The 18,064-nt window shown below is 71.1% G+C and carries 15 protein-coding genes and 1 riboswitch; of the genes, 6 read left to right on the top strand and 9 right to left on the bottom strand.

All coding sequences use genetic code 11. The features are described from left to right. The first annotated feature begins 62 nt into the window (after positions 1-62). Positions 63-956: a fructose bisphosphate aldolase gene (locus tag FZO89_RS09850; RefSeq protein ID WP_149103090.1), complete on the top strand. Its 894-nt coding sequence runs from the start codon at positions 63-65 to the stop codon at positions 954-956. Positions 957-1,213: 257 nt separating this feature from the next. Here FZO89_RS09850 and purU read toward each other — a convergent pair whose 3' ends face one another. From purU to FZO89_RS09900, 9 genes are all read right to left on the bottom strand, one after another. After that, complete coding sequence (gene purU / locus FZO89_RS09855; RefSeq protein WP_149103091.1) at positions 1,214-2,065, bottom strand: formyltetrahydrofolate deformylase; 852 nt, start codon at positions 2,063-2,065, stop codon at positions 1,214-1,216. 542 nt (positions 2,066-2,607) lie between these two features. Next, the gene (locus FZO89_RS09860; protein WP_149103092.1) at positions 2,608-2,865 is read right to left on the bottom strand and encodes a DUF2789 domain-containing protein; all 258 of its coding nucleotides are present in this window, start codon (positions 2,863-2,865) and stop codon (positions 2,608-2,610) included. A gap of 211 nt (positions 2,866-3,076) precedes the next feature. Then, the gene (locus FZO89_RS09865) at positions 3,077-3,475 is read right to left on the bottom strand and encodes an acyl-CoA thioesterase (RefSeq protein ID WP_149103093.1); all 399 of its coding nucleotides are present in this window, start codon (positions 3,473-3,475) and stop codon (positions 3,077-3,079) included. Then, entirely contained in the window at positions 3,472-3,822 is a 351-nt protein-coding gene (locus FZO89_RS09870; RefSeq protein WP_149103094.1) for a thioredoxin family protein, read from the bottom strand. Before FZO89_RS09870 ends, FZO89_RS09865 begins: the two co-directional genes overlap by 4 nt. Continuing rightward, the gene (locus FZO89_RS09875) at positions 3,794-4,276 is read right to left on the bottom strand and encodes a flavodoxin (protein WP_149103095.1); all 483 of its coding nucleotides are present in this window, start codon (positions 4,274-4,276) and stop codon (positions 3,794-3,796) included. The genes FZO89_RS09870 and FZO89_RS09875 overlap by 29 nt, the downstream gene beginning before the upstream one ends. A 438-nt stretch (positions 4,277-4,714) precedes the next feature. Beyond that, positions 4,715-5,776: a ribonucleotide-diphosphate reductase subunit beta gene (locus FZO89_RS09885; protein WP_149103096.1), complete on the bottom strand. Its 1,062-nt coding sequence runs from the start codon at positions 5,774-5,776 to the stop codon at positions 4,715-4,717. Positions 5,777-5,928: 152 nt separating this feature from the next. Continuing rightward, complete coding sequence (locus tag FZO89_RS09890) at positions 5,929-8,430, bottom strand: ribonucleoside-diphosphate reductase subunit alpha (RefSeq protein WP_316247535.1); 2,502 nt, start codon at positions 8,428-8,430, stop codon at positions 5,929-5,931. A 174-nt stretch (positions 8,431-8,604) separates the two neighbouring features. Beyond that, positions 8,605-8,835: riboswitch (cobalamin riboswitch) on the bottom strand. A 390-nt stretch (positions 8,836-9,225) separates the two neighbouring features. Then, entirely contained in the window at positions 9,226-9,507 is a 282-nt protein-coding gene (locus tag FZO89_RS09895; RefSeq protein ID WP_149104124.1) for an EF-hand domain-containing protein, read from the bottom strand. Positions 9,508-9,602: 95 nt separating this feature from the next. Beyond that, positions 9,603-10,178 carry a hypothetical protein gene (locus tag FZO89_RS09900; RefSeq protein ID WP_149103097.1) on the bottom strand — a complete coding sequence of 192 codons (576 nt, stop codon included), beginning with the start codon at positions 10,176-10,178 and terminating at the stop codon, positions 9,603-9,605. 187 nt (positions 10,179-10,365) lie between these two features. On the opposite strand from FZO89_RS09900, the gene ompR reads away from it, so the two are divergent. From ompR to FZO89_RS09925, 5 genes are all read left to right on the top strand, one after another. After that, the gene (gene ompR, locus FZO89_RS09905; protein WP_149103098.1) at positions 10,366-11,085 is read left to right on the top strand and encodes an osmolarity response regulator transcription factor OmpR; all 720 of its coding nucleotides are present in this window, start codon (positions 10,366-10,368) and stop codon (positions 11,083-11,085) included. Next, positions 11,082-12,338, top strand: coding sequence for an ATP-binding protein (locus tag FZO89_RS09910; RefSeq protein WP_149103099.1), 1,257 nt, complete (start codon positions 11,082-11,084; stop codon positions 12,336-12,338). The genes ompR and FZO89_RS09910 overlap by 4 nt, the downstream gene beginning before the upstream one ends. A 28-nt stretch (positions 12,339-12,366) precedes the next feature. Continuing rightward, positions 12,367-13,290: an alpha/beta hydrolase gene (locus FZO89_RS09915; RefSeq protein WP_149103100.1), complete on the top strand. Its 924-nt coding sequence runs from the start codon at positions 12,367-12,369 to the stop codon at positions 13,288-13,290. Between the two features lie 556 nt (positions 13,291-13,846). Continuing rightward, positions 13,847-16,381 carry a winged helix-turn-helix domain-containing protein gene (locus FZO89_RS09920; protein ID WP_149103101.1) on the top strand — a complete coding sequence of 845 codons (2,535 nt, stop codon included), beginning with the start codon at positions 13,847-13,849 and terminating at the stop codon, positions 16,379-16,381. 133 nt (positions 16,382-16,514) lie between these two features. Beyond that, on the top strand, positions 16,515-18,047 hold the full coding sequence (locus tag FZO89_RS09925) for a hypothetical protein (RefSeq protein WP_149103102.1): 1,533 nt from the start codon (positions 16,515-16,517) through the stop codon (positions 18,045-18,047). The last annotated feature ends 17 nt before the right edge of the window (positions 18,048-18,064 follow it).

Below are 18,064 nucleotides of genomic sequence, written 5' to 3' on the forward strand. Positions count from 1 at the left end.
GATCTTGGAGCTTCCGCGCGATCCCGCGCCCTCCCGTCCGCCAGCACAGGAACGACACCGACGTGGCCATCCATCCGCAGCAACGTGACCGCATCGCCTCCGGCAAGGGCTTCATCGCCGCGCTCGACCAGAGCGGCGGCAGCACGCCCAAGGCGCTCAAGCTCTACGGCGTCGACGAATCGGCGTACTCGAACGAGAAGGAAATGTTCGACCAGGTGCACGCCATGCGCACCCGCATCGTCACCAGCCCCGCGTTCACCGGCGAGCGCGTGCTCGGCGCGATCCTGTTCGAGCGCACCATGGACGACGATTTCGGCGGCAAGAACGCGGTGGCCTACCTGTGGGAGGACAAGGGCGTGGTGCCGTTCCTGAAGATCGACAAGGGCCTGGCCGACGAGGCGGACGGCGTGCAGAAGATGAAGCCGATCCCCGGCCTGGCCGACCTGCTGGCACGGGCCAAGGCCCGAGGCGTGTTCGGCACCAAGGAACGCTCGGTGATCAAGTCGCTCAATCCCGCCGGCATCGCGGCGGTGCTCGACCAGCAGTTCGAGCTCGGCCGGCAGGTGCTCGATGCCGGCCTGGTGCCGATCATCGAACCGGAAGTCGACATCAATTCGGCCGACAAGCAGGCGATCGAGGCCGAACTGAAGAAGGGCCTGCTCGAGCGGCTGGACCGGCTCGATGCGTCCACGCCGGTGATGCTCAAGCTGACGCTGCCGGAGGTCGACGGCGACTTCGCCGAGCTGGTCGCGCATCCGGCCGTGCTCAAGGTGGTGGCGCTGTCCGGCGGCTACAGCCGCGACGACGCGAATGCGAAGCTCGCGCGCAACCCCGGCGTGATCGCCAGCTTCAGCCGCGCGCTGAGCGAAGGGCTGAGCGCACAGCAGGACGACGACGCGTTCAACAAGACGCTCGACACCTCGATCGAATCGATCTACCGCGCGTCGATCGCCTGAGGCCGCGTCAGTGGCATCGGAAAGCCGGCGCGCAGGCGCCGGCTTTTTCATGGGCGCCCCACCCACGCATGCAGGCATTGCTCCATCGCATTGCGACCTGATCGGTCCCGCCCCGACCGCCAGGCCTTCGCAGCGAATGTCCTCCGCCATCCGCCTGCAGGCGGATGCCTCCCCCTTGATTTCGCCGCGAAGGCCCGGCGGCCGGGGCGGGACTCGGCTTGCGGGCGCAGGCGCGCGTCGCATCGCCGCGCGTTGCCTCAGCGGAACACCACCGTGCGATGTCCGTTGAGCAGGATGCGATGCTCCACGTGCAGCCGCACCGCGCGCGCCAGCACGCGCGATTCCACGTCGCTGCCGATCCGGATCAGCGAAGCGGGCGTCATCGCATGGTCCACGTGGGCCACGTCCTGCTCGATGATCGGGCCTTCGTCGAGCTCGCGGGTCACGTAGTGCGCGGTGGCGCCGATGATCTTGACCCCGCGCGCGTGCGCCTGGTGGTAGGGCTGGGCGCTCTTGAAGCTGGGAAGGAAGCTGTGGTGGATGTTGATCGCGCGGCCGGCGAGCGCATCGCACAGGGCGGGCGAGAGGATCTGCATGTAGCGCGCCAGCACCACCAGGTCGATGCGCTCGCGCTCGACCAGCTCGAGCAGCCGGCCCTCCTGCGCCGCGCGGTTGCCGGCATCGACCGGAAGATGGTGGAACGGCACGCGGTAGGAGGCGGCCAGCGGCGCGAAGTCGGTATGGTTGGAGACGACCGCCGCGATGTCGGCACGCAGCTGCCGGCTGTGGGTGCGGAACAGCAGGTCGTTGAGGCAGTGGCCCTGCCGGCTGACCAGCACCAGCAGCCGTGCGCGCCGGCGGGCGTCGTGCAGCTGCCAGTCCATCGCGTGCGCCTCGGCGAGCCGCGAGAAGGGCGCGTGCACCAGGTCGATGCGCGCCGGCTCGGGCGTGTCGAAGTGCACGCGCAGGAAGAAGCGGCCCGACTCCGGGTCGCCGAACTGCTGCGCATCGAGGATGTTGCAGCCGTGCTCGAACAGCAGGCCGGAGACACCGTAGACGATACCGGTGCGATCCGGGCAGGACAGGGTGAGGACGTGGTCGCGGGGCATCTGCGGCGGTGCGGGGGGCGATCGCGGGACTATGTCACAGCCGGCTGCGGGGCCGGATGACCGTTGCCGGTGCAACCAGGCGAGGTCGATGTTCGCTCCGACGCTGTCGTCCCGTCCCGACGCCGTCACTCTCACCACCGCTTCCGACTACCGCTGATGCCGCCAGTCTTTGCCGCCTCTGCCAGCTATTGCGATGCTGCCGGTCTTTGCCGCCGCATTCGGCTACCGCGATGCCGTCGGCTTTTGCCGCCGCAGTCGGCTACCGCGATGCTGTCGGCTTCTGCCGCCGCACTCGGCTGCCGCGATGCTGTCATCCCGAGCGTAGCGAGGGATCTCGCTTCCTGCAGGGAGCAGCAGATCCCTCGCTACGCTCGGGATGACAGGTGCGAAATGACAGGTGCGGGACGACAGGTCCGGGATGACAGGTGCCAAATGACAGGTACGGGATGAGGGTGCGGCGGGAAACGATGGATACGAACAGCGCCTGGATCGAAGTGAACCGGACGGAGGAAACAACGTCGCCGCCGCGGCCCTGGCACGGCCTACAGCCCCGTCTGCCGCTTCACCGCATCTTCGTGCAGCGATTCGTTGAGCTGGTCGACCACGGTGGTCCAGCGCGCGTCGGCGCGCAGCTGTTCGGCGAGGAACTGGCGCTGGCCCTCGCTCCAGTACGGAGCGTCGGCGATGTGCACCCCGCCCGGCAGCTGGTGCCTGCCGATGAATGCGGCGATCGCCTCGTGGTCGGCGTCGAGGCCGAGCTGCAGGAACAGGTTGGTCATGTTCGGCGTGGTTTCGTCCATGCGGGGCTCCGGGTCTGGCGGGGTCGTCGCTCATCTTTTTTTCGCGCGGGCGCCATCGGCTGCGGACGCCGGGCTCCGGTCGTCTGGATGTCCCGACGACGCGCCCGAAGGCGCTCTTGTGGTGCGAAGGGCGGATGCTGGCGCATCCGGGATCGCAGCAGCTCCGCCACCGCGGCAAAGTCGCGTGAGCGACGGAGTGGCGGCCCGGCGCTCAGCCCGGGGGCAAGGCCGGCACCGGCGCCGGCGCGCCGGCCTCGTCCAGCGCCACCATGACGAAGCGCCCGCGCGTGCACAGTTCGCGCCGGCCGCTGTGCAGGTCTTCGGTGAACACTTCCACCTGCACCTGCATCGAGGTGCTGCCGACCTCGACCACGCGCGCGATGGTCTCGACCAGTTGCCCCTGGCGGATCGGCAGGCGGAAGTCGACCTGGTCCGAGCGCGCGGTGACCACGGTGCGCCGTGCGTAGCGCGAAGCGGCGATGAAGGCGGCCTTGTCCATCCACGCCAGCGCCTGGCCGCCGAACAGGGTGCCGAGGTGGTTGGTGTGGTCGGGGAACACGATCTCCAGCATCCGCGCCTCGACGGCGGGCGCATCGGAAGCGGGCGTCATGCCGCCGATTCCGCCGACTCGCCGAGGTAGAGCCCGACCGCCTGCGCGATCTGCCCCGGCGCCTGGAAGCCCGGCAGCCGGCGCGCCTCGACGCCGTCCTGGAACAGCGACAGCGTCGGCGTCTGCCGCAGGCCCAGCGCGCGGAACAGGTCCTCGCCCACCGTTTCCAGCTTCACCTTGAGCAGCACCAGACCGGCGGCGGCGGGATCGTCCGCGAACTTCATGAGCGACATGTCCAGCATGCGGCAGGCCGGGCAGTCGTCCTTGTGGTAGTCCACCAGCAGCCGCGGGTGTGCGGCCAGGGCGGCGCGGTAATCGTCAGGCGATGAGGCGTGCAGGGTCTGCATGTGGGTGGCTCTCGATGGATTCCAGGAGGTGGTCGGTCCAGCATCGGATCCGCTCGGCGTCGCGTTCGCCATGCGGCATCTGTTCGATCTCCAGGCGCGGCAGCCGCGTGCCGAAGAACGCGGCGATGCGCCGCACCGCGCCGCAGTAGCACTCCTCGCCCCACTGGGTCTCGCCGGTGCCGAACACCGCGACGCATTGCGGCTTGCCGACCGCCTCGACCAGCTCGGCGATGAAGCGCTTCATCTCCGGCGGCGTGCGTCCGCCGTTGCTGCTCCAGCTGCCGAGCACATAGAGATCGTGCTCGGCGCCGTCGCGGCAGGCCTGCGCGAGCGTCTGGACATCGGCATCGATCCAGGCCACGTCATGCCCCAGCGCTTCGCATCGGGTGCGCACTGCTCGCGCGACGTCGCGCGTATTGCCGCTGAGCGAGGTGAAGGCGATCAGGATGCGCATGGAAGGTTCGATATCAACCGATCGGCCCGACAGATCGCGCGGGCCGACATTGCCCATGCCCATGCCCATGCCCATGCCCATGCCGTTGCCGTTGCCGTTGCCGTTGCCGGTGATCTTTCGAGCCGTAAAGCGAGCCGAGCATCGCAGGGCGGCGGGGCCGGAGAGCGGCCCATGTCTGAGCGCAGCGAGTTTGGGCCGCGTGCCCCGCCGACCGAGAAGCGCAGGGGACCGGACTGGCGCAGCCAGTCCGGATCGCGTCCGGCGAAAACGGTTTTGGTTCCTTTTGCCAAGACAAAAGGAACTCGCGCGCAGCGCGAAAGCTCTGCTTCTGAACTCATTCGACCGGTTCCAGATGTCACAGGAGCGCCTCGAAACATTGCGTGTCACCGCATCCACTGCATCGACCGGATCCCCGCCTGCGCGGGGATGACGGAGCCTCTACAGATCATCGAACCCGTTATCCGAATTCGTCTTCTTGTACGACGCATTCCGCATCTCGAAGAAATCCGTCTTGGTCTCGGTGAAGTTGTCGGCATAGGCCCGGATCCACGGCATCACGTTGTCGGTGCTGTCGGAGTACAGTCGCTCGATCCCGAGCATCCCGGCCATCTTGTTGGCGCGGTACTTCACGTAGCGGATCATCTCGTCCACGTCGATGCCGTCGATGCCGTCGAGCACCTCGCCCGACCACTGTGTCTCGAGCTCGATCGCATGGGCGAAGGCCTGGTGCACATAGCCTGTGAGCTCGTCGGTCTGCAGCTCCGGGTTCTCGCCGACGATCGCGCGGATCACCTCGCTGATGAACTTGGTGTGCGCCAGCTCGTCGCGGTTGATGAAGCTGATGATCTTGCCGGTGCCGGCCATCCGGTTCTGGCGCACCAGGTTGTAGAAGTAGGCGAAGCCGGAATAGAAGTTGATGCCCTCCAGGATCGAGGACTGGATCAGCGAGCGCAGCAGCGTCTCGGCGGTCTTCTCGCGCATGAAGTCGTCGTAGGACTCCATGATCGGCGCGTTGCGCCTGACGATCGTCGGATGCGTGCGCGCGATCTCGAACACCCGGTTCTGGTTGGCCAGGTCGGTGATCGAGGCCAGCACGTAGCTGTAGCTTTCGTTGTGGATCACTTCCTGCTGGCCGATGATCGCCGCGTTCGCGTGCGCGGCCGGGTCGGTGATGTATTCGGCGACGTTGTAGATGAAGCGCGTCTGCGGCGAGTCCAGCGTGGCGAGCAGGCCGATGATCGAATCGAACGCGTTCTTCTCGCGCGCGGAGAGCTCGCCGTACTGGCGCGCGTCGGCCTTCATGTCGACCTCGTCCGGGATCCAGAAGTTGGTCGAGAGCTCCTTGTAGGCGCGGTAGAACGACGGGTACGGGATGTCGTTCCAGTTGAGGATGCCGGAGGTGCGGCCGTTGATGATCCCGGTGGACCGGTTGGGATGGCGCGGCTCGAGGATGCGGATGCGGTCGAGCGGGGTGGAAGTGAGCGGGGCTGCTGCGGACATGGGCACTGGAATCTCTGGTCTGCTCCCCTCTCCCGCTTGCGGGAGAGGGGCTGGGGGTGAGGGCAGGGCGCGAAGAGCGCCCTCATCCGCCCCTTCGGGGCACCTTCTCCCGCAAGCGGGAGAAGGGACGGGTCATGGCGCAATGGGCCTCTTCAGCTCGAACACCATTCGCACTCGGCGATGTCGATGTCGTTCGAGCGCACGTAGTAGGTGGTCTTGAGCCCTTCGCGCCAGGCGGTCAGGTGCAGGTCGAGCAGGGTGCCGGCGCGGATGGTGCTCGGCACGTAGAAGTTGAAGCTGATCGACTGGTCGACGTGGCGCTGGCGGCGCGCGTTCTGCCGCACCGAGGCGAACTGGTCGAGCTTGTACGCGCCCTTCTCGTAATACGGCCAGGTCTCCAGCGACAGCCCTGGCGCGGCCACCGGCCTGCGGTAGTCCTTCTTCTCCTCGTAGTAGAACGCGGAGTAGATCGGGTCGATCGACGCGGTGGAGCCGGCGATCTGCGCGGTCGACATGTTCGGCGCGACCGCCAGCAGCCAGCCGTTGCGCACGCCGTTGACCGCCACCTGCGCCGCCAGCTCCAGCCACGCCGGCGAGTGGTAGCCGCGGTCGCGGAAATAGGCGCCGGTGTGCCAGTCGCTGCCGCTGAACACGGGATAGGTGCCCTTCTCCTTCGCCAGCGCCATGCTCGCCTGGATGGTCAGGTAGTTGATGCGCTCGTACAGCGTGTCGCTGTAGTCCTCCGCCTCCGGCGAGTTCCAGTGGATGCCCTTGAGCGCAAGCAGGTGGTGCCAGCCGAAGGTGCCCAGGCCGATCGCCCGGTACTTCGCGTTGGTGATCGTCGCCTGCGGCACCGGCAGGTCGTTGAGGTCGATCACGTTGTCGAGCATCCGCACCTGGATCGGGATCAGGCGCTCGAGCACGTCGGTGATCAGGTCGCCCTGCCCCTCGGGCGGCAGCACCGCGCGGCCGAGGTTGACCGAGGACAGGTTGCAGACGACGAAATCGCCGGCTTGTTTCGTGGTGACGATCTGGTTGCCGGAAATGATCTCCTGCATCAGCCTTGTGGGGCTCATGTTCTGCAGGATCTCGGTGCACAGGTTGGACGAATACACCATGCCCGCATGCTTGTTCGGGTTCTTGCGGTTCACCTCGTCGCGGTAGAACATGAAGGGATTGCCGGTCTCGAGCTGGCTGACCATGATCCGCTTGAAGATGTCGATCGCCTTGACCGTCCTGCGCGCGATGCGCTCGTCGGCCACGACTTCCTCGTAGCGGCGGCGGAACGTGCCTTCGCCCTTCTTTTCGTCGAAGCAGTCCTGCAGGTACCAGCCCTTGATCCGCTTGACCTCGTGCGGATCGAACAGGTACCAGTCGCCGCGCCGCTCCACCGCTTCCATGAAGAGGTCGGGGATGCAGACCGAGGTGAACACGTCGTGCGCGCGCAGGCGCTGGTCGCCGTTGTTCAGGCGCAGGTCGAGGAAGGCCTCGATGTCGCGGTGCCAGACGTCCAGATACACCGCCACCGCGCCCTTGCGCTGGCCGAGCTGGTCGACCGAGACCGCGGTGTTGTTGAGCTGCTTGACCCACGGCACCACGCCACCCGAGGAATTGGGCACGCCGCGGATCGACGAACCCGACGAGCGCACGTAGCCCATGTACGCGCCCACGCCGCCGCCCCCCTTGGAGACGCGGGCGATGTCGGTGTTGGAGTCGTAGATGCCCTGCAGCGAGTCGTCGACGGTGTCGATGAAGCACGACGACAGCTGACCGCCGGTCTTGCCGGCGTTCTGCAGGGTCGGCGTGGCCACGGTCATGTACAGGTTCGACAGCGCCCAGTACGCCTCGCCGACCAGCTGCATGCGGCGCTCGCGCCCGCCCTTGCCGGGCGTGAGCTCGTCCTGCATCAGGTACAGCGCGATCGTGAGCCATCGTTCCTGCGGCAGTTCGTAGACCGCGCGCGAGGTGTCGGTGGCCAGGTAGCGCGTGGCCAGCAGGTACAGGCCGTTGTAGGCGAACAGCTTGTCGCGCTCCGGATCGATCATGCGCCCGGCTTCCTGCAGCTCCTCCTTCGAGTACGCGCGCAGGATGTCGTTGGAGTAGACGTTGCGGTCGGCCAGCGACTCCTGCAGGCCGACGTACGAGCCGTACTTCTCCCCGGCATCGTAGAAGCGGTTGCGGCTGGCGCGCTTGTACAGCCGGTGCAGGTAGATCCGCGCGGCGAACATCTCCCACTCCGGCGCGGCCACGTCGACCCGTGCCTCGGCCTCGCGGATCAGGTGGTCGACCAGGTCGTCGGCATTCACCGCGTCCTTGCGCTCGACAAAGCCGAACACGCTGCGCTTGTAGTCGAAGATGTCGAGCTGCGGGAATTCGGCGTGGACGCGGTCGATGCTGCGCTCCAGGCGCGCGCGGTCATAGGGAATCCGGCGGTTGCCGGCTTCCTTGGTGATCCAGGTGGCCACGTCCTGCGCGCTGTCCTGGGCGACGGCCAGGTCGCTGGCCCGCGGCGGAGGGACGGTGTCGTCGACGTCGTCCGCGGATGCGGTGGTGCCGGTGAGCGACGGCGCGGGCCGGTCGGTGTCCCTGGTCGCGCCCGTGGCGACGGGTGCGCTGGCCGGCATGGCGGCGGGGGTGTCGTTGTCGGTGTTCATTGCGTCCTCGATGCGTCGCGCACACGTCCGCCCGTCCCGCGCAGGCGGCGGGGCCCGGATCGACAGAATGGAAAGGCGGCGTCGCAAAAGCGGGGACTGCGTGGAAAACGCGTCCCGACCCTGCGTCGCCAGCCCTCTCCCCCCGGAGATCCCGCAGCCGGCACCGCGCGGCGTGCAGGCGCGCGGCTGTCGGCAGGTCTTCGGACTCACGGGCACGGAAGCTGCGCTTCCACCTCCCCCGCCGCTTCCCGGAACGCAGGCTCCAGTGCTGGTGGCGGGTTCGTTCCCGATTACCGCTGCGGGGCAGTGCCGGAATGGCCGCCGGCCCTTGCGGGCGGGGCGTCACCGGCTTCCCTTTTCATCCCCGTGCCAAGGCCGCGGGGAACCGACGGCCACAACATAATGGGGTGTCATCGAACCGTCAACACGAAATGTTGTGGAACACGATGCGGGGCATTGTTCCACAGGACGGCCAGCGGCATGGGTCGACGGGTCCGGCGCGGAACCCGTTCCCCGCGCAAGCACCGCCGTCCGGCCGCGAGATCGCAGGCGCACGGGAGGCGGAGCAGAAAGGATGCAACACCCGCCCGGCTCGCGGCCGCGGCGGTCGGGGACCCAGCCCCGGAGCGATGGAGAGGCCCGCGCGCCCTCGCCGGACGATCCGCCGGCGGCTGCGGTCGGGTCCGTCGGCAGCCGGTCGCCCGGCGGCGACCACCAGAACGCCCCCATGTCATCGGGTGGCGGGAGTGCCACGGCGGGCGGGACGGCCTTCCTGGCCGCCCCACCCGCCGCGTCTTAGCGCCGCCGCTCGCCGAAGCGCTGGGCCATGGCGCGCAGTTCCTCCGGGGTCAGGCGGCCGTCGCCGTCGCTGTCGAGCTTGTCGAAGTTCTTGTAGATGCGCGGCAGGCCGGCTTCGGCTTCGGCCCGGTCGATGACGCCGTCGCCGTTGCGGTCGGCCGCCTGCCAGCGTTCCAGCATCTGCTGCCTCTGGTCGTCGGTGAGCTGGCGCTGGGCGCAGGCGGAGGAGGAGAGGGCGGCGAGCGCGAGGGCGGTCGCCAGCAGGAAGGTCGGGCGCATGGAGGTTCCTCTGGTTGCATCAAGAAAAAAGAGCGTCGCGGACGGCGTGGAGCCAGCTTCGGGGGAGGAGCGCCGTCCGCGACGCGAGGAGAAAATCAGTGGCCGCGGCAGGCGATGGCGTCGCCGGCGGCGTTGCTGCAGGTGGCCGTGCGGACCACCACGCCGTCGCTGATCGTGGTCGTGGCGTCGTAGCGGTTGCCGTTGGCGCCGGTGGCCTGGGTGCTCCGGCTGCCGTCGACATGGCCGTCGGCGTCGCGCGCGATGCTGCCCGAGGTGTGGGCGCTGCCGCCGTTGCGACCGTGCACGTAGGCGCTGCCCTGGTGGCCGGCACTGCCGTCGGCATTGCGATGGAAGCTGCCGCGGCGCGCGGCTTCGCCGCCGTGGGCGCCGTGCACGTAACGCGCGCTGCGCCCGGCGACGTTGCCGTCGCCGTCGCCGGCGATACCGCGACGCAGCGCGGTCACGCCCGCGTCGCCGCTGGCCACCAGGCGGCCGCGTGCGTATGCGCCGTGCCCGTCGGTGCCTGCCGCGCGGGTCGCGGCGATGCGGCCGCCGTCGCCGCCGTGGGCGACGACGCGTCCGCGCACGCGTTCGGCCGAGGCCTCGGGGACGATGCCGGCGACCGCGCCGAGCATCGTCAGCGCGGCCAGCAGGATCGGGAACTTGTTCATGGCGTACTCCTGTCTCGGGGGAGCGATGCAGTGCGCATCGCGTGTCGCCATCTTCGCCAGCCGGCGGCGGCCGGGTGTGTCGTCTTTGCGAGCGGATGTGTCCGCGCCGCGGCATGGACACATCCGTTTACATCTCGACCGCGGCAGCTGTTTGCGGGGGCCGTGCCGGCCGGCGATAGTGACTCCCATGGTCGAAGACGCCCCCCGGATCCTGCTGGTCGACGACGACGAGCGCCTGCGCGAACTGTTGCTGCGCTACCTGCAGTCGCAGGGATTCGAGGCGCGCGGCGTCGGCGACGGCATGCAGATGCGCCAGGCGCTCGACCGTGGCCACTACGACCTGATCGTGCTCGACCTGATGCTGCCCGGCGAGGACGGACTGGACATCTGCCGGCGCCTGCGCGGCCAGGGCGACACCACGCCGGTGGTGATGCTGACCGCCAAGGGCGACGAGATCGACCGCATCGTCGGGCTGGAGATCGGTGCCGACGACTACCTGCCCAAACCGGTCAACCCGCGCGAACTGCTGGCGCGGATCCGCGCGGTGCTGCGTCGTGCGCCGGGTGTCCTGGCGGGCGCGCCGCAGCCCGAAGGCGGCCAGGTCGTGTTCGGTCGATTCCAGCTGGATCTGGGCACGCGCGAGTTGCGCCGCGAAGGCGAATCGCTGCGGATCACCTCCGGCGAGTTCGCCGTGCTCGCGGTGCTGGTGCGACACGCGCGGCAACCGCTGAGCCGCGACCGCCTGATGAGCCTGGCGCGCGGCCGCGGCCACGATGCGTTCGAGCGCAGCATCGACGTCGCCATCGCCCGGCTGCGCAAGCTGATCGAGGACGATCCGAAGCAGCCGCGGATCCTGCAGACGGTGTGGGGCGTGGGCTACGTGTTCGTGCCGCCGGAGGCGCCATGAACGCACCACGCCCGGTGTTCGCGCAGCTGGCGCTGGTGATCGCGCTGACGCTCGCCGGCGCGGCGACGCTGGCGCTGCTGCTGGGCCGCGAGTTCGCCGCACGCCCGGCCACCGCGCAGCTGCTGCGCAATGTCGACGGCCTCGCCGACACCGTGGAAGCGCTGGCCCGCGACGGCCGGCGGACGCAGGCGCTGCAAAGGCTGCGCGCCGCCGGCATCGAGCTGCGCGAGGACCCGCCCACCGCGGTGCGCACCCGGCCGCTGGCGGTGATGCGCCGGTTCGAGGAACGCGCGCGCGCGGTGCTCGGTCCGCAGCGCGAGCTGCGCCTGGGCGCCGGCGAAGACGGCAACGTGCTGTGGCTGCGGCTGGAACTGTCGCCGCCGGTCTGGGTGGCCCTGGTGCACGACCGTCGCGGCGCCGGCGTGCGCCGGTTCTCGGCGCTGATGCTGGCGGGCTGCGTGCTGCTGGTCTGGGCCGCCGCGGCCTACTTCGCGCGCCGGCTGGTGCAGCCGCTGCGGCGACTGGCGGATGCGGCGCCGGCGCTGGTGCGTGGCGAGGACGCCGTGCCCGCGCTCGGGCCCGCACCCGCCGAGGTGGTCGAACTGGCGCGCGCACTGGGCGAGGCCAACCGCGAGGTGCGCGAGGCGGCCGGGGAACGCATGGTGATGCTGGCGGGCATCTCGCACGACCTGCGCACGCCGCTGACCCGGCTGCAGTACGCGCTGGCGCTGGTGCCGGACACCGACCGCGAGCTGCAGGCGGGCATGTACCGCGACATCGCCGAGATCGACGCGATCCTGTCGCAGTTCATCGCCTATGCGCGCGACGGTCGCGACGAGAACGTGGAACTGGTCGACCTCGTGCAGGTCTGCCGCAACGCGCTGGCCGCCGGCGAGGGCGACTGGGCGGTCGAACTGCCGGCGTCCGCGCCGATCCATGGGCGGCCGATGGCGCTGCTGCGCGCGGTCGAGAACCTGGTGGTGAACGCCGGCCGCCACGGCGCGCCACCGCTGTCGCTGTCGCTGTCGCGCGACGGCGAGGCCTGGTGCGTGGAGGTGGCCGATGCCGGGCCGGGCATTCCGGACGAACAGGTGCAGCGGGTGCAGCGGCCGTTCGTGCACGGCGATCGCGGCGGTTCCGGCCTGGGCCTGGCGATCGTCGCGCGCGTGGCGCGCCAGCATCGCGGCGAACTGCGCCTGCTGTCGCAGGCGACCGGCGGACTGCGCGCGCAACTGTGGTTGCGTGGCGCCTGATCCATCGCGACCACTGCAGGAGATTCCGATGAAGCCTTCCCCGACACCCGTTCCGGTCGTCCTCGCCGCCGCGTTCGCGATGCTGGCTTCGGCCTGGGTGCCGGCCGAAGCGCAGGGATTCCGCGAACGGCTGCAGCGCGCGCGCGAAGCCTCGCTGCGTCCGGCCGCGGAGCCGCCGGCGTTGCCCGCGGGTGCACGCCGGATCGCCGACCTGGCCTACGGCGACGATCCGCGCCAGACCTTCGATGTCTACCTCCCGGCGCAGGCGCGCGGCGCGCCGGTCCTGCTGTTCGTGCACGGCGGCGGCTGGGCGCACGGCAACAAGGACAACCCCGGCAACATCCCGGACAAGGCCGGGTACTGGCTGCCGAAGGGCTACGTGCTCGTCTCCACCAACTACCGCATGCGGCCGGACACCGCGCCGCTGGACCAGGCGCGCGACATCGCCCGCGCGCTGGCGGCGGTGCAGCGGCACGCACCGGACTGGAACGCGGATCCTTCGCGCGTGGTGCTGATGGGCCATTCGGCGGGCGCGCACCTGGCGGCGCTGGTGGCGGCATCGTCCACGCTGTGGCGGCAAGCCGGTGCGCAGCGTCCGCTCGGCGTGGTCTCGCTCGACAGCGGCGCGCTGGACGTGCCGGACCTGATGCGACACCCCCGCATCCCGCAGCTCTACCATCGTGCCTTCGGCGACGACCCCGACGACTGGATCGCCGCGTCCCCGCACCACCAGCTCTCGCGCGAGGCGTCGCCGATGCTGCTGGTGTGTTCCACGCGCAGGCCCGATGCCTGTCCGCAGGGGCGCGCGATGCGACAGAAGGCGTCCGCGCTGGGCGTGCGCATCGAGGTCCTGGAGCAGGATCTCTCGCATGCGGAGGTCAACCGCCTGCTCGGCCAGCCGTCGGACTACACCGCGGCGGTGGACCGGTTTCTCCGGTCGCTGCCCGACTGATCTCCGGCGCGCCGTCCGAACGTGGGTTGTGCCGGCGGCGGGCGCGGACGTGGGAGGTGGCGTAATCCCCGCGTAGCCCGGGTAAGGCGAAGCCGCACCCGGGATGGCGCGGGCGGGGAGTGCCCGGACCCGGATGCGCCCTGCGGGCTTATCCGGGCTACGCGGCTGATCTCCCGCGTGCCGTCCGGAAAGTGGGTGCCGGCGGCGGGCGCGGACGTGGGAGGTGGTAATCCCTGCGTAGCCCGGGTAAGGCGAAGCCGCACCCGGGATGGCGCGGGCGGGGAGTGCCCGGACCCGGATGCGCCCTGCGGGCTTATCCGGGCTACGCGGCTGATCTCCCGCGCACCGTCCGGAACGTGGGTGCCGGCGGCGGGCGCGGACGTGGGAGGTGGCGTCATCCCCGCGTAGCCCGGGTAAGGCGAAGCCGCACCCGGGGTGGCGCGCGACGAGGCAGGGACCTGTCCTGCGCGACGGTGCCGGCGCCTGTCCTGCGCCACATGGCCGCGGCGCGGCCGGGTCTGTCATCCTTGCGTCGCAAATCCGGTCATGCGCCCTGTTGTCCTTGTCCCCCGCCCCGTCCCCGTCCGCCTTCCGTTTCGGCGTGTTCGAGTTCGACCTCGCGCGCCGCGAACTGCGTCGCGACGGCGAGCCGGTGGACATGCCGGTGCGGGTGTTCGAGTGCCTGGAATGCCTGGTCCTGCACCGCGACCGCGCCGTCGGCCGGGACGAGCTGCTGCAGGCGGTGTTCCACCGCACCGATGTCAGCGACGGCCACCTCGCGCAGGTCGTGCTGCGCGCGCGACGCTGCGTCGACGACGACGGGCAGACCCAGCACACCATCGGTACGGTGCCGCGTTTCGGCTTCCGCTGGATGGCCGAGACCAGCGTGCTCGACGGCGGGCCGGACGCGACGGGCCTGCCGCAGCACGCACAGGAAGACGCCCCCGTGGCGCAGGGCGCAATCCAGCGCGACCCCCGGCCGGGAAAGGCCGACGGCGCACGCACCCCCCATGCCGCGCCGACCACGACGCGCCTGCCGCGGAACGGACCGGACGACGGCCCCGTCGCGCGCGCAGACACCCGGATCGATCCCCGGCCGGACGGCCCGGAGGGCGCACCGAACCCCGGCCCCGCGCCGGCGGCGAAGGCGCGCCGGCTGCCGTCGGCAAGCCGCTCGCGCTCGATCGCCGCCGTCGCGGCGGCGGTGGCGCTGGCCCTGCTGGTGACGTCGGTGGTGGCGTGGCGTCCGCAGCCGTCCGCGATCCAGGCGGAGGTTGCCTCCACCCCGGTCGATGGCGCCGTCATGCTGGTCCTGCCGCTGGTGGTCGAGGACACCGAGGACATCGCCTGGGCCCGCCTGGGGCTGATGGACTACGTGGCCGACCGCATGCGCACCGCCGGTCTGCCGGTGCCGCCCAGCGAAAGCACGCTGTCGCTGCTGGGCCATGGCGAGGCGGCGCCGGGCCGCCGCGCGTTGCGCCACCACATCCCCGCGGCGACCGTGGTGACCGGGCGCGTCGCGCGCGCCGGCGATGGCTGGCGCCTGGAACTCGAGGCCGAGGGCGCCGACGGCGTGGAGCTCGAGGCCGCGGCCGAGGCCGACGACCTGCTGTCCGCGGCGGCGCTCGCGAGCGATCGCCTGCTGGCGGCGCTGGGGCATGCCGCGCCGGCCGGCGGGGACGGCGTCGAACTGGCGCTCGAGGAGCGCCTGCAGCGCGTCCGCGCCGCGTTCCTGGCCAACGAACTGGACACCGCGCGCCGGATCCTCGAGGACGCCCCGCCATCGCAGCTGTCGCAGCCGCAATTGCGCTTCCGGCTCGCCCAGGTCGACTACCGTGCCGGAAAGCTGGACGCGGCCGAGCGTGCCGTCGACGCGCTGCTGCGCGACCCGGAGGCGGCGCGCGACCCGCTGTTCCGCGCGCGCCTGCTCTCCTACCGCGGCGGCGCCAGGATCCGTCGCAACGCGCTGCACGAGGCCGAGCGCGACTTCGACCTGGCGGCCGCGGCGCTGGCCGACCGCGAAGGCGACCTCGAGCACGGTGGCGTGCTCATGGGCCGCGCGGTGGCGCGCGCCGCGCTCGGGCGCGAGGACGAGGCGATCGCCGATTTCGGCGCGGCGCGGACCCGGCTGCAGCGCGCCGGCGACCGTCTCGCCGTGGCCCGGGTCGATGCCAACCTGGGCGCGCTGGAACTCGGGCGCGGACGCCCGGCGCAGGCACTGGAGTACCTGGGTAGCGCGCTCGCGGTGTTCGAGGGCTCGACCGCGATGAACGAGCTGCAGGTCACGCGCTCGGCGATGTCCGCGGCGCACCTGTTGCGGCTGGACGCAGCGGCCGCACTGGCGGTCAGCGACGAGGTGCAGATCCTGCTGCCGCGCACCCCGGATCCGTCGCTGCGGCTGGCGGCCGCGCTCGACCGCGCCAATGCCCTGATCGCGCTCGGTCGCCTGTCGGAGGCGCGGCAGGTGCTCGACTCGCCGGACATCGCGGCCCGCAGCACGCCTCCGTACGAGCACCGCCGGGCGCAGACCCGGATCGAGCTCGCCTGGCGCAGCGGCGAGCCCGCCGCCGCGGTGGCGATCGCCGACGCGATCCTCGCCGACTGGACCCGCACGCCCGGCGACGCCCTGTACGACCATGTCCGCCTGCGCCGCGCCCAGGCCGCGCGCGCGGCCGATCTTCCCCCGGGATCCGCCGCACGGGTAGAAACCCCGGATCGACCGACCCCGGCGCTGCTGCTGGCGCATGCGGTCGAGCGTGGCGACGCCGCCGACGCCGAAGCCGGCCTGCGCGCCGCGCTCGCAGCGGCCGAGGCCCGCGGCGCGCCGGCGGAGATCGTCGAGGTGGTCGCCGTCCATGCGCGCTGGTTGTTGCGCCGCGACCGGGTGTCCGATGCCGCTGCCCTGGTCGGACGGGTCGCGCCGTGGCTGGACCGGTGCCACGACTGCGCCGTGCTGCAACTGGAGCTGGCCGAGGCGCTCGGCGACGACGCGCTGGCCGCGGAGGCGCGTCGCGCGGCGGCCCGTCTTGCCGGCGAACGGACCCTGCCGGCCCGCGACGCCGCCATGCCGCCGGGCGTCAGTGGCCAGTAACGCACCTGTCATCGATCACGAATGCGCGGTGGCTGGCGTGGGGGCACGATCCAGCGGTCCCGCGCGCCGCGCCGGCGCTGCCCCCGCGGCGCCGGGCGAGCCCCTGTCACTCCCAATCGAGGAGATCCTGCCGATGCCCCGACCCTCACTGCTTGGCCTGGCCTGCGCCGCCGCACTCGCCGCCGGCCCGTCCCTGGCCGCGACCCCGGTCGTCACCGACCTGGGCGCCGACAACTACGTCCAGGCCGTGTCCGACGACGGCGGCGTGGTCGTCGGCATGCAGGTGCGCTTCGACGTGGACCCGGCCGGCAACGGCGTCACCCGCTGGACCGCGGCCGGCGGCACCCGGGTCATCGGCGGCCTCGCCAGCGGACGTCCCGACGTCTCGGCCGACGGCCGCACCATCGGCGCCACGGTCATGGCCGACCGCCCGATCGCCGCCTTCTGGACCGAGTCCGGCGGCTGGAAGACGCTCGCCGAGCAGAACATGATCCCGCCGCTGCCCGGCTGGGAAACCCACGCCAACGCGATCTCCGCCAACGGCACCCGGCTGACGGGCTTCACCGTGCCCAGCCCGGTCGACTACTACCAGTACCGCGGCTTCAGCTACAACCCCGACGACGCCATCGACCGCTGGGTCGACTTCGGCTGGGCGGAACTGCCGATGCTGCGCAAGGGCACGTATTCCGAGGCCACCGACACCTCCACCGACGGCCTGGTCCAGGTCGGCATCTCCACCACCGGCTTCAGCAGCGCCTACCACGCGGTGATCTGGGAGCAGGGCGACATCCGCCAGCTGCGCGACGCCGCCGGCACCGCCCTGGACGCGGGCACGCTGCGCTGCAACGCCGACTGCTCGGTCATCGCCGGCGGCGGCGGCGGCTACAGCGCGTTCGAGCCGGTGCTGGCCTGGCGCTACCTGCGCAGCGAGCGCGGCGACCGGGTGTGCCACTTCAATCCGCACCAGGGGGTGAACCGCACCGCGCTGCGCTACCAGTCCTACGCCACCAGCGCGTCGGGCAACGTGATCGCCGGCAGCTACTACTTCGACGACGTGCCGCCCGACGGCGGCTGGGCCCGCAACGTGGCCAAGGGCTTCCTGTGGATCGGCACCGAGACCGGCGGCACGATGCACGACCTGCAGACCTACCTGCGCGGGCTGGGCCAGCGCGCGTTCGACGACTGGGCCGAGGTGGAGGTCACCGGCATGTCCGCCGATGGCCGCTACCTGGTGGGCTGGGGCATCGACGCCAGCGAGACCGTGCGCGGCTGGCGGGTGGATTTCGGCGCCACGCCGCGGGCGACCGGGCCCCGCGCGGACTACACCTCGTGCCCGCCGCGGACCAAGCCGCCGCGCACGCAGGCGCTCGCCGCCGCGGACGCGCCGCAGCGCGACCAGGCGCGCTACGAGGACCAGCCCTCCGGTGAATTCGGCACCGGGCGCGGCCAGCGCTACTTCGTCGAACCGCACGGCGCGCGCCTGCTGGGCGGCGCGCGTCGCGACCGGCTGCAGGCACTGTTGCCGCTCGGCGGCGGGCGCTACCTCGACCGTAGCAGCGGCATGCTGATCGCCTTCACCCGCGACCGCGAGGGCATGGTCACCGGCCTGCATGCCCGCCGCGGCATGGCGGGCGCGGGCCTGCGCCTGCCGCGCAAGCCCGACTGACCGTCGCGCCCCGCGTA

The organism is Luteimonas viscosa, from assembly GCF_008244685.1.
GTDB classification, from domain to species: domain Bacteria; phylum Pseudomonadota; class Gammaproteobacteria; order Xanthomonadales; family Xanthomonadaceae; genus Luteimonas; species Luteimonas viscosa.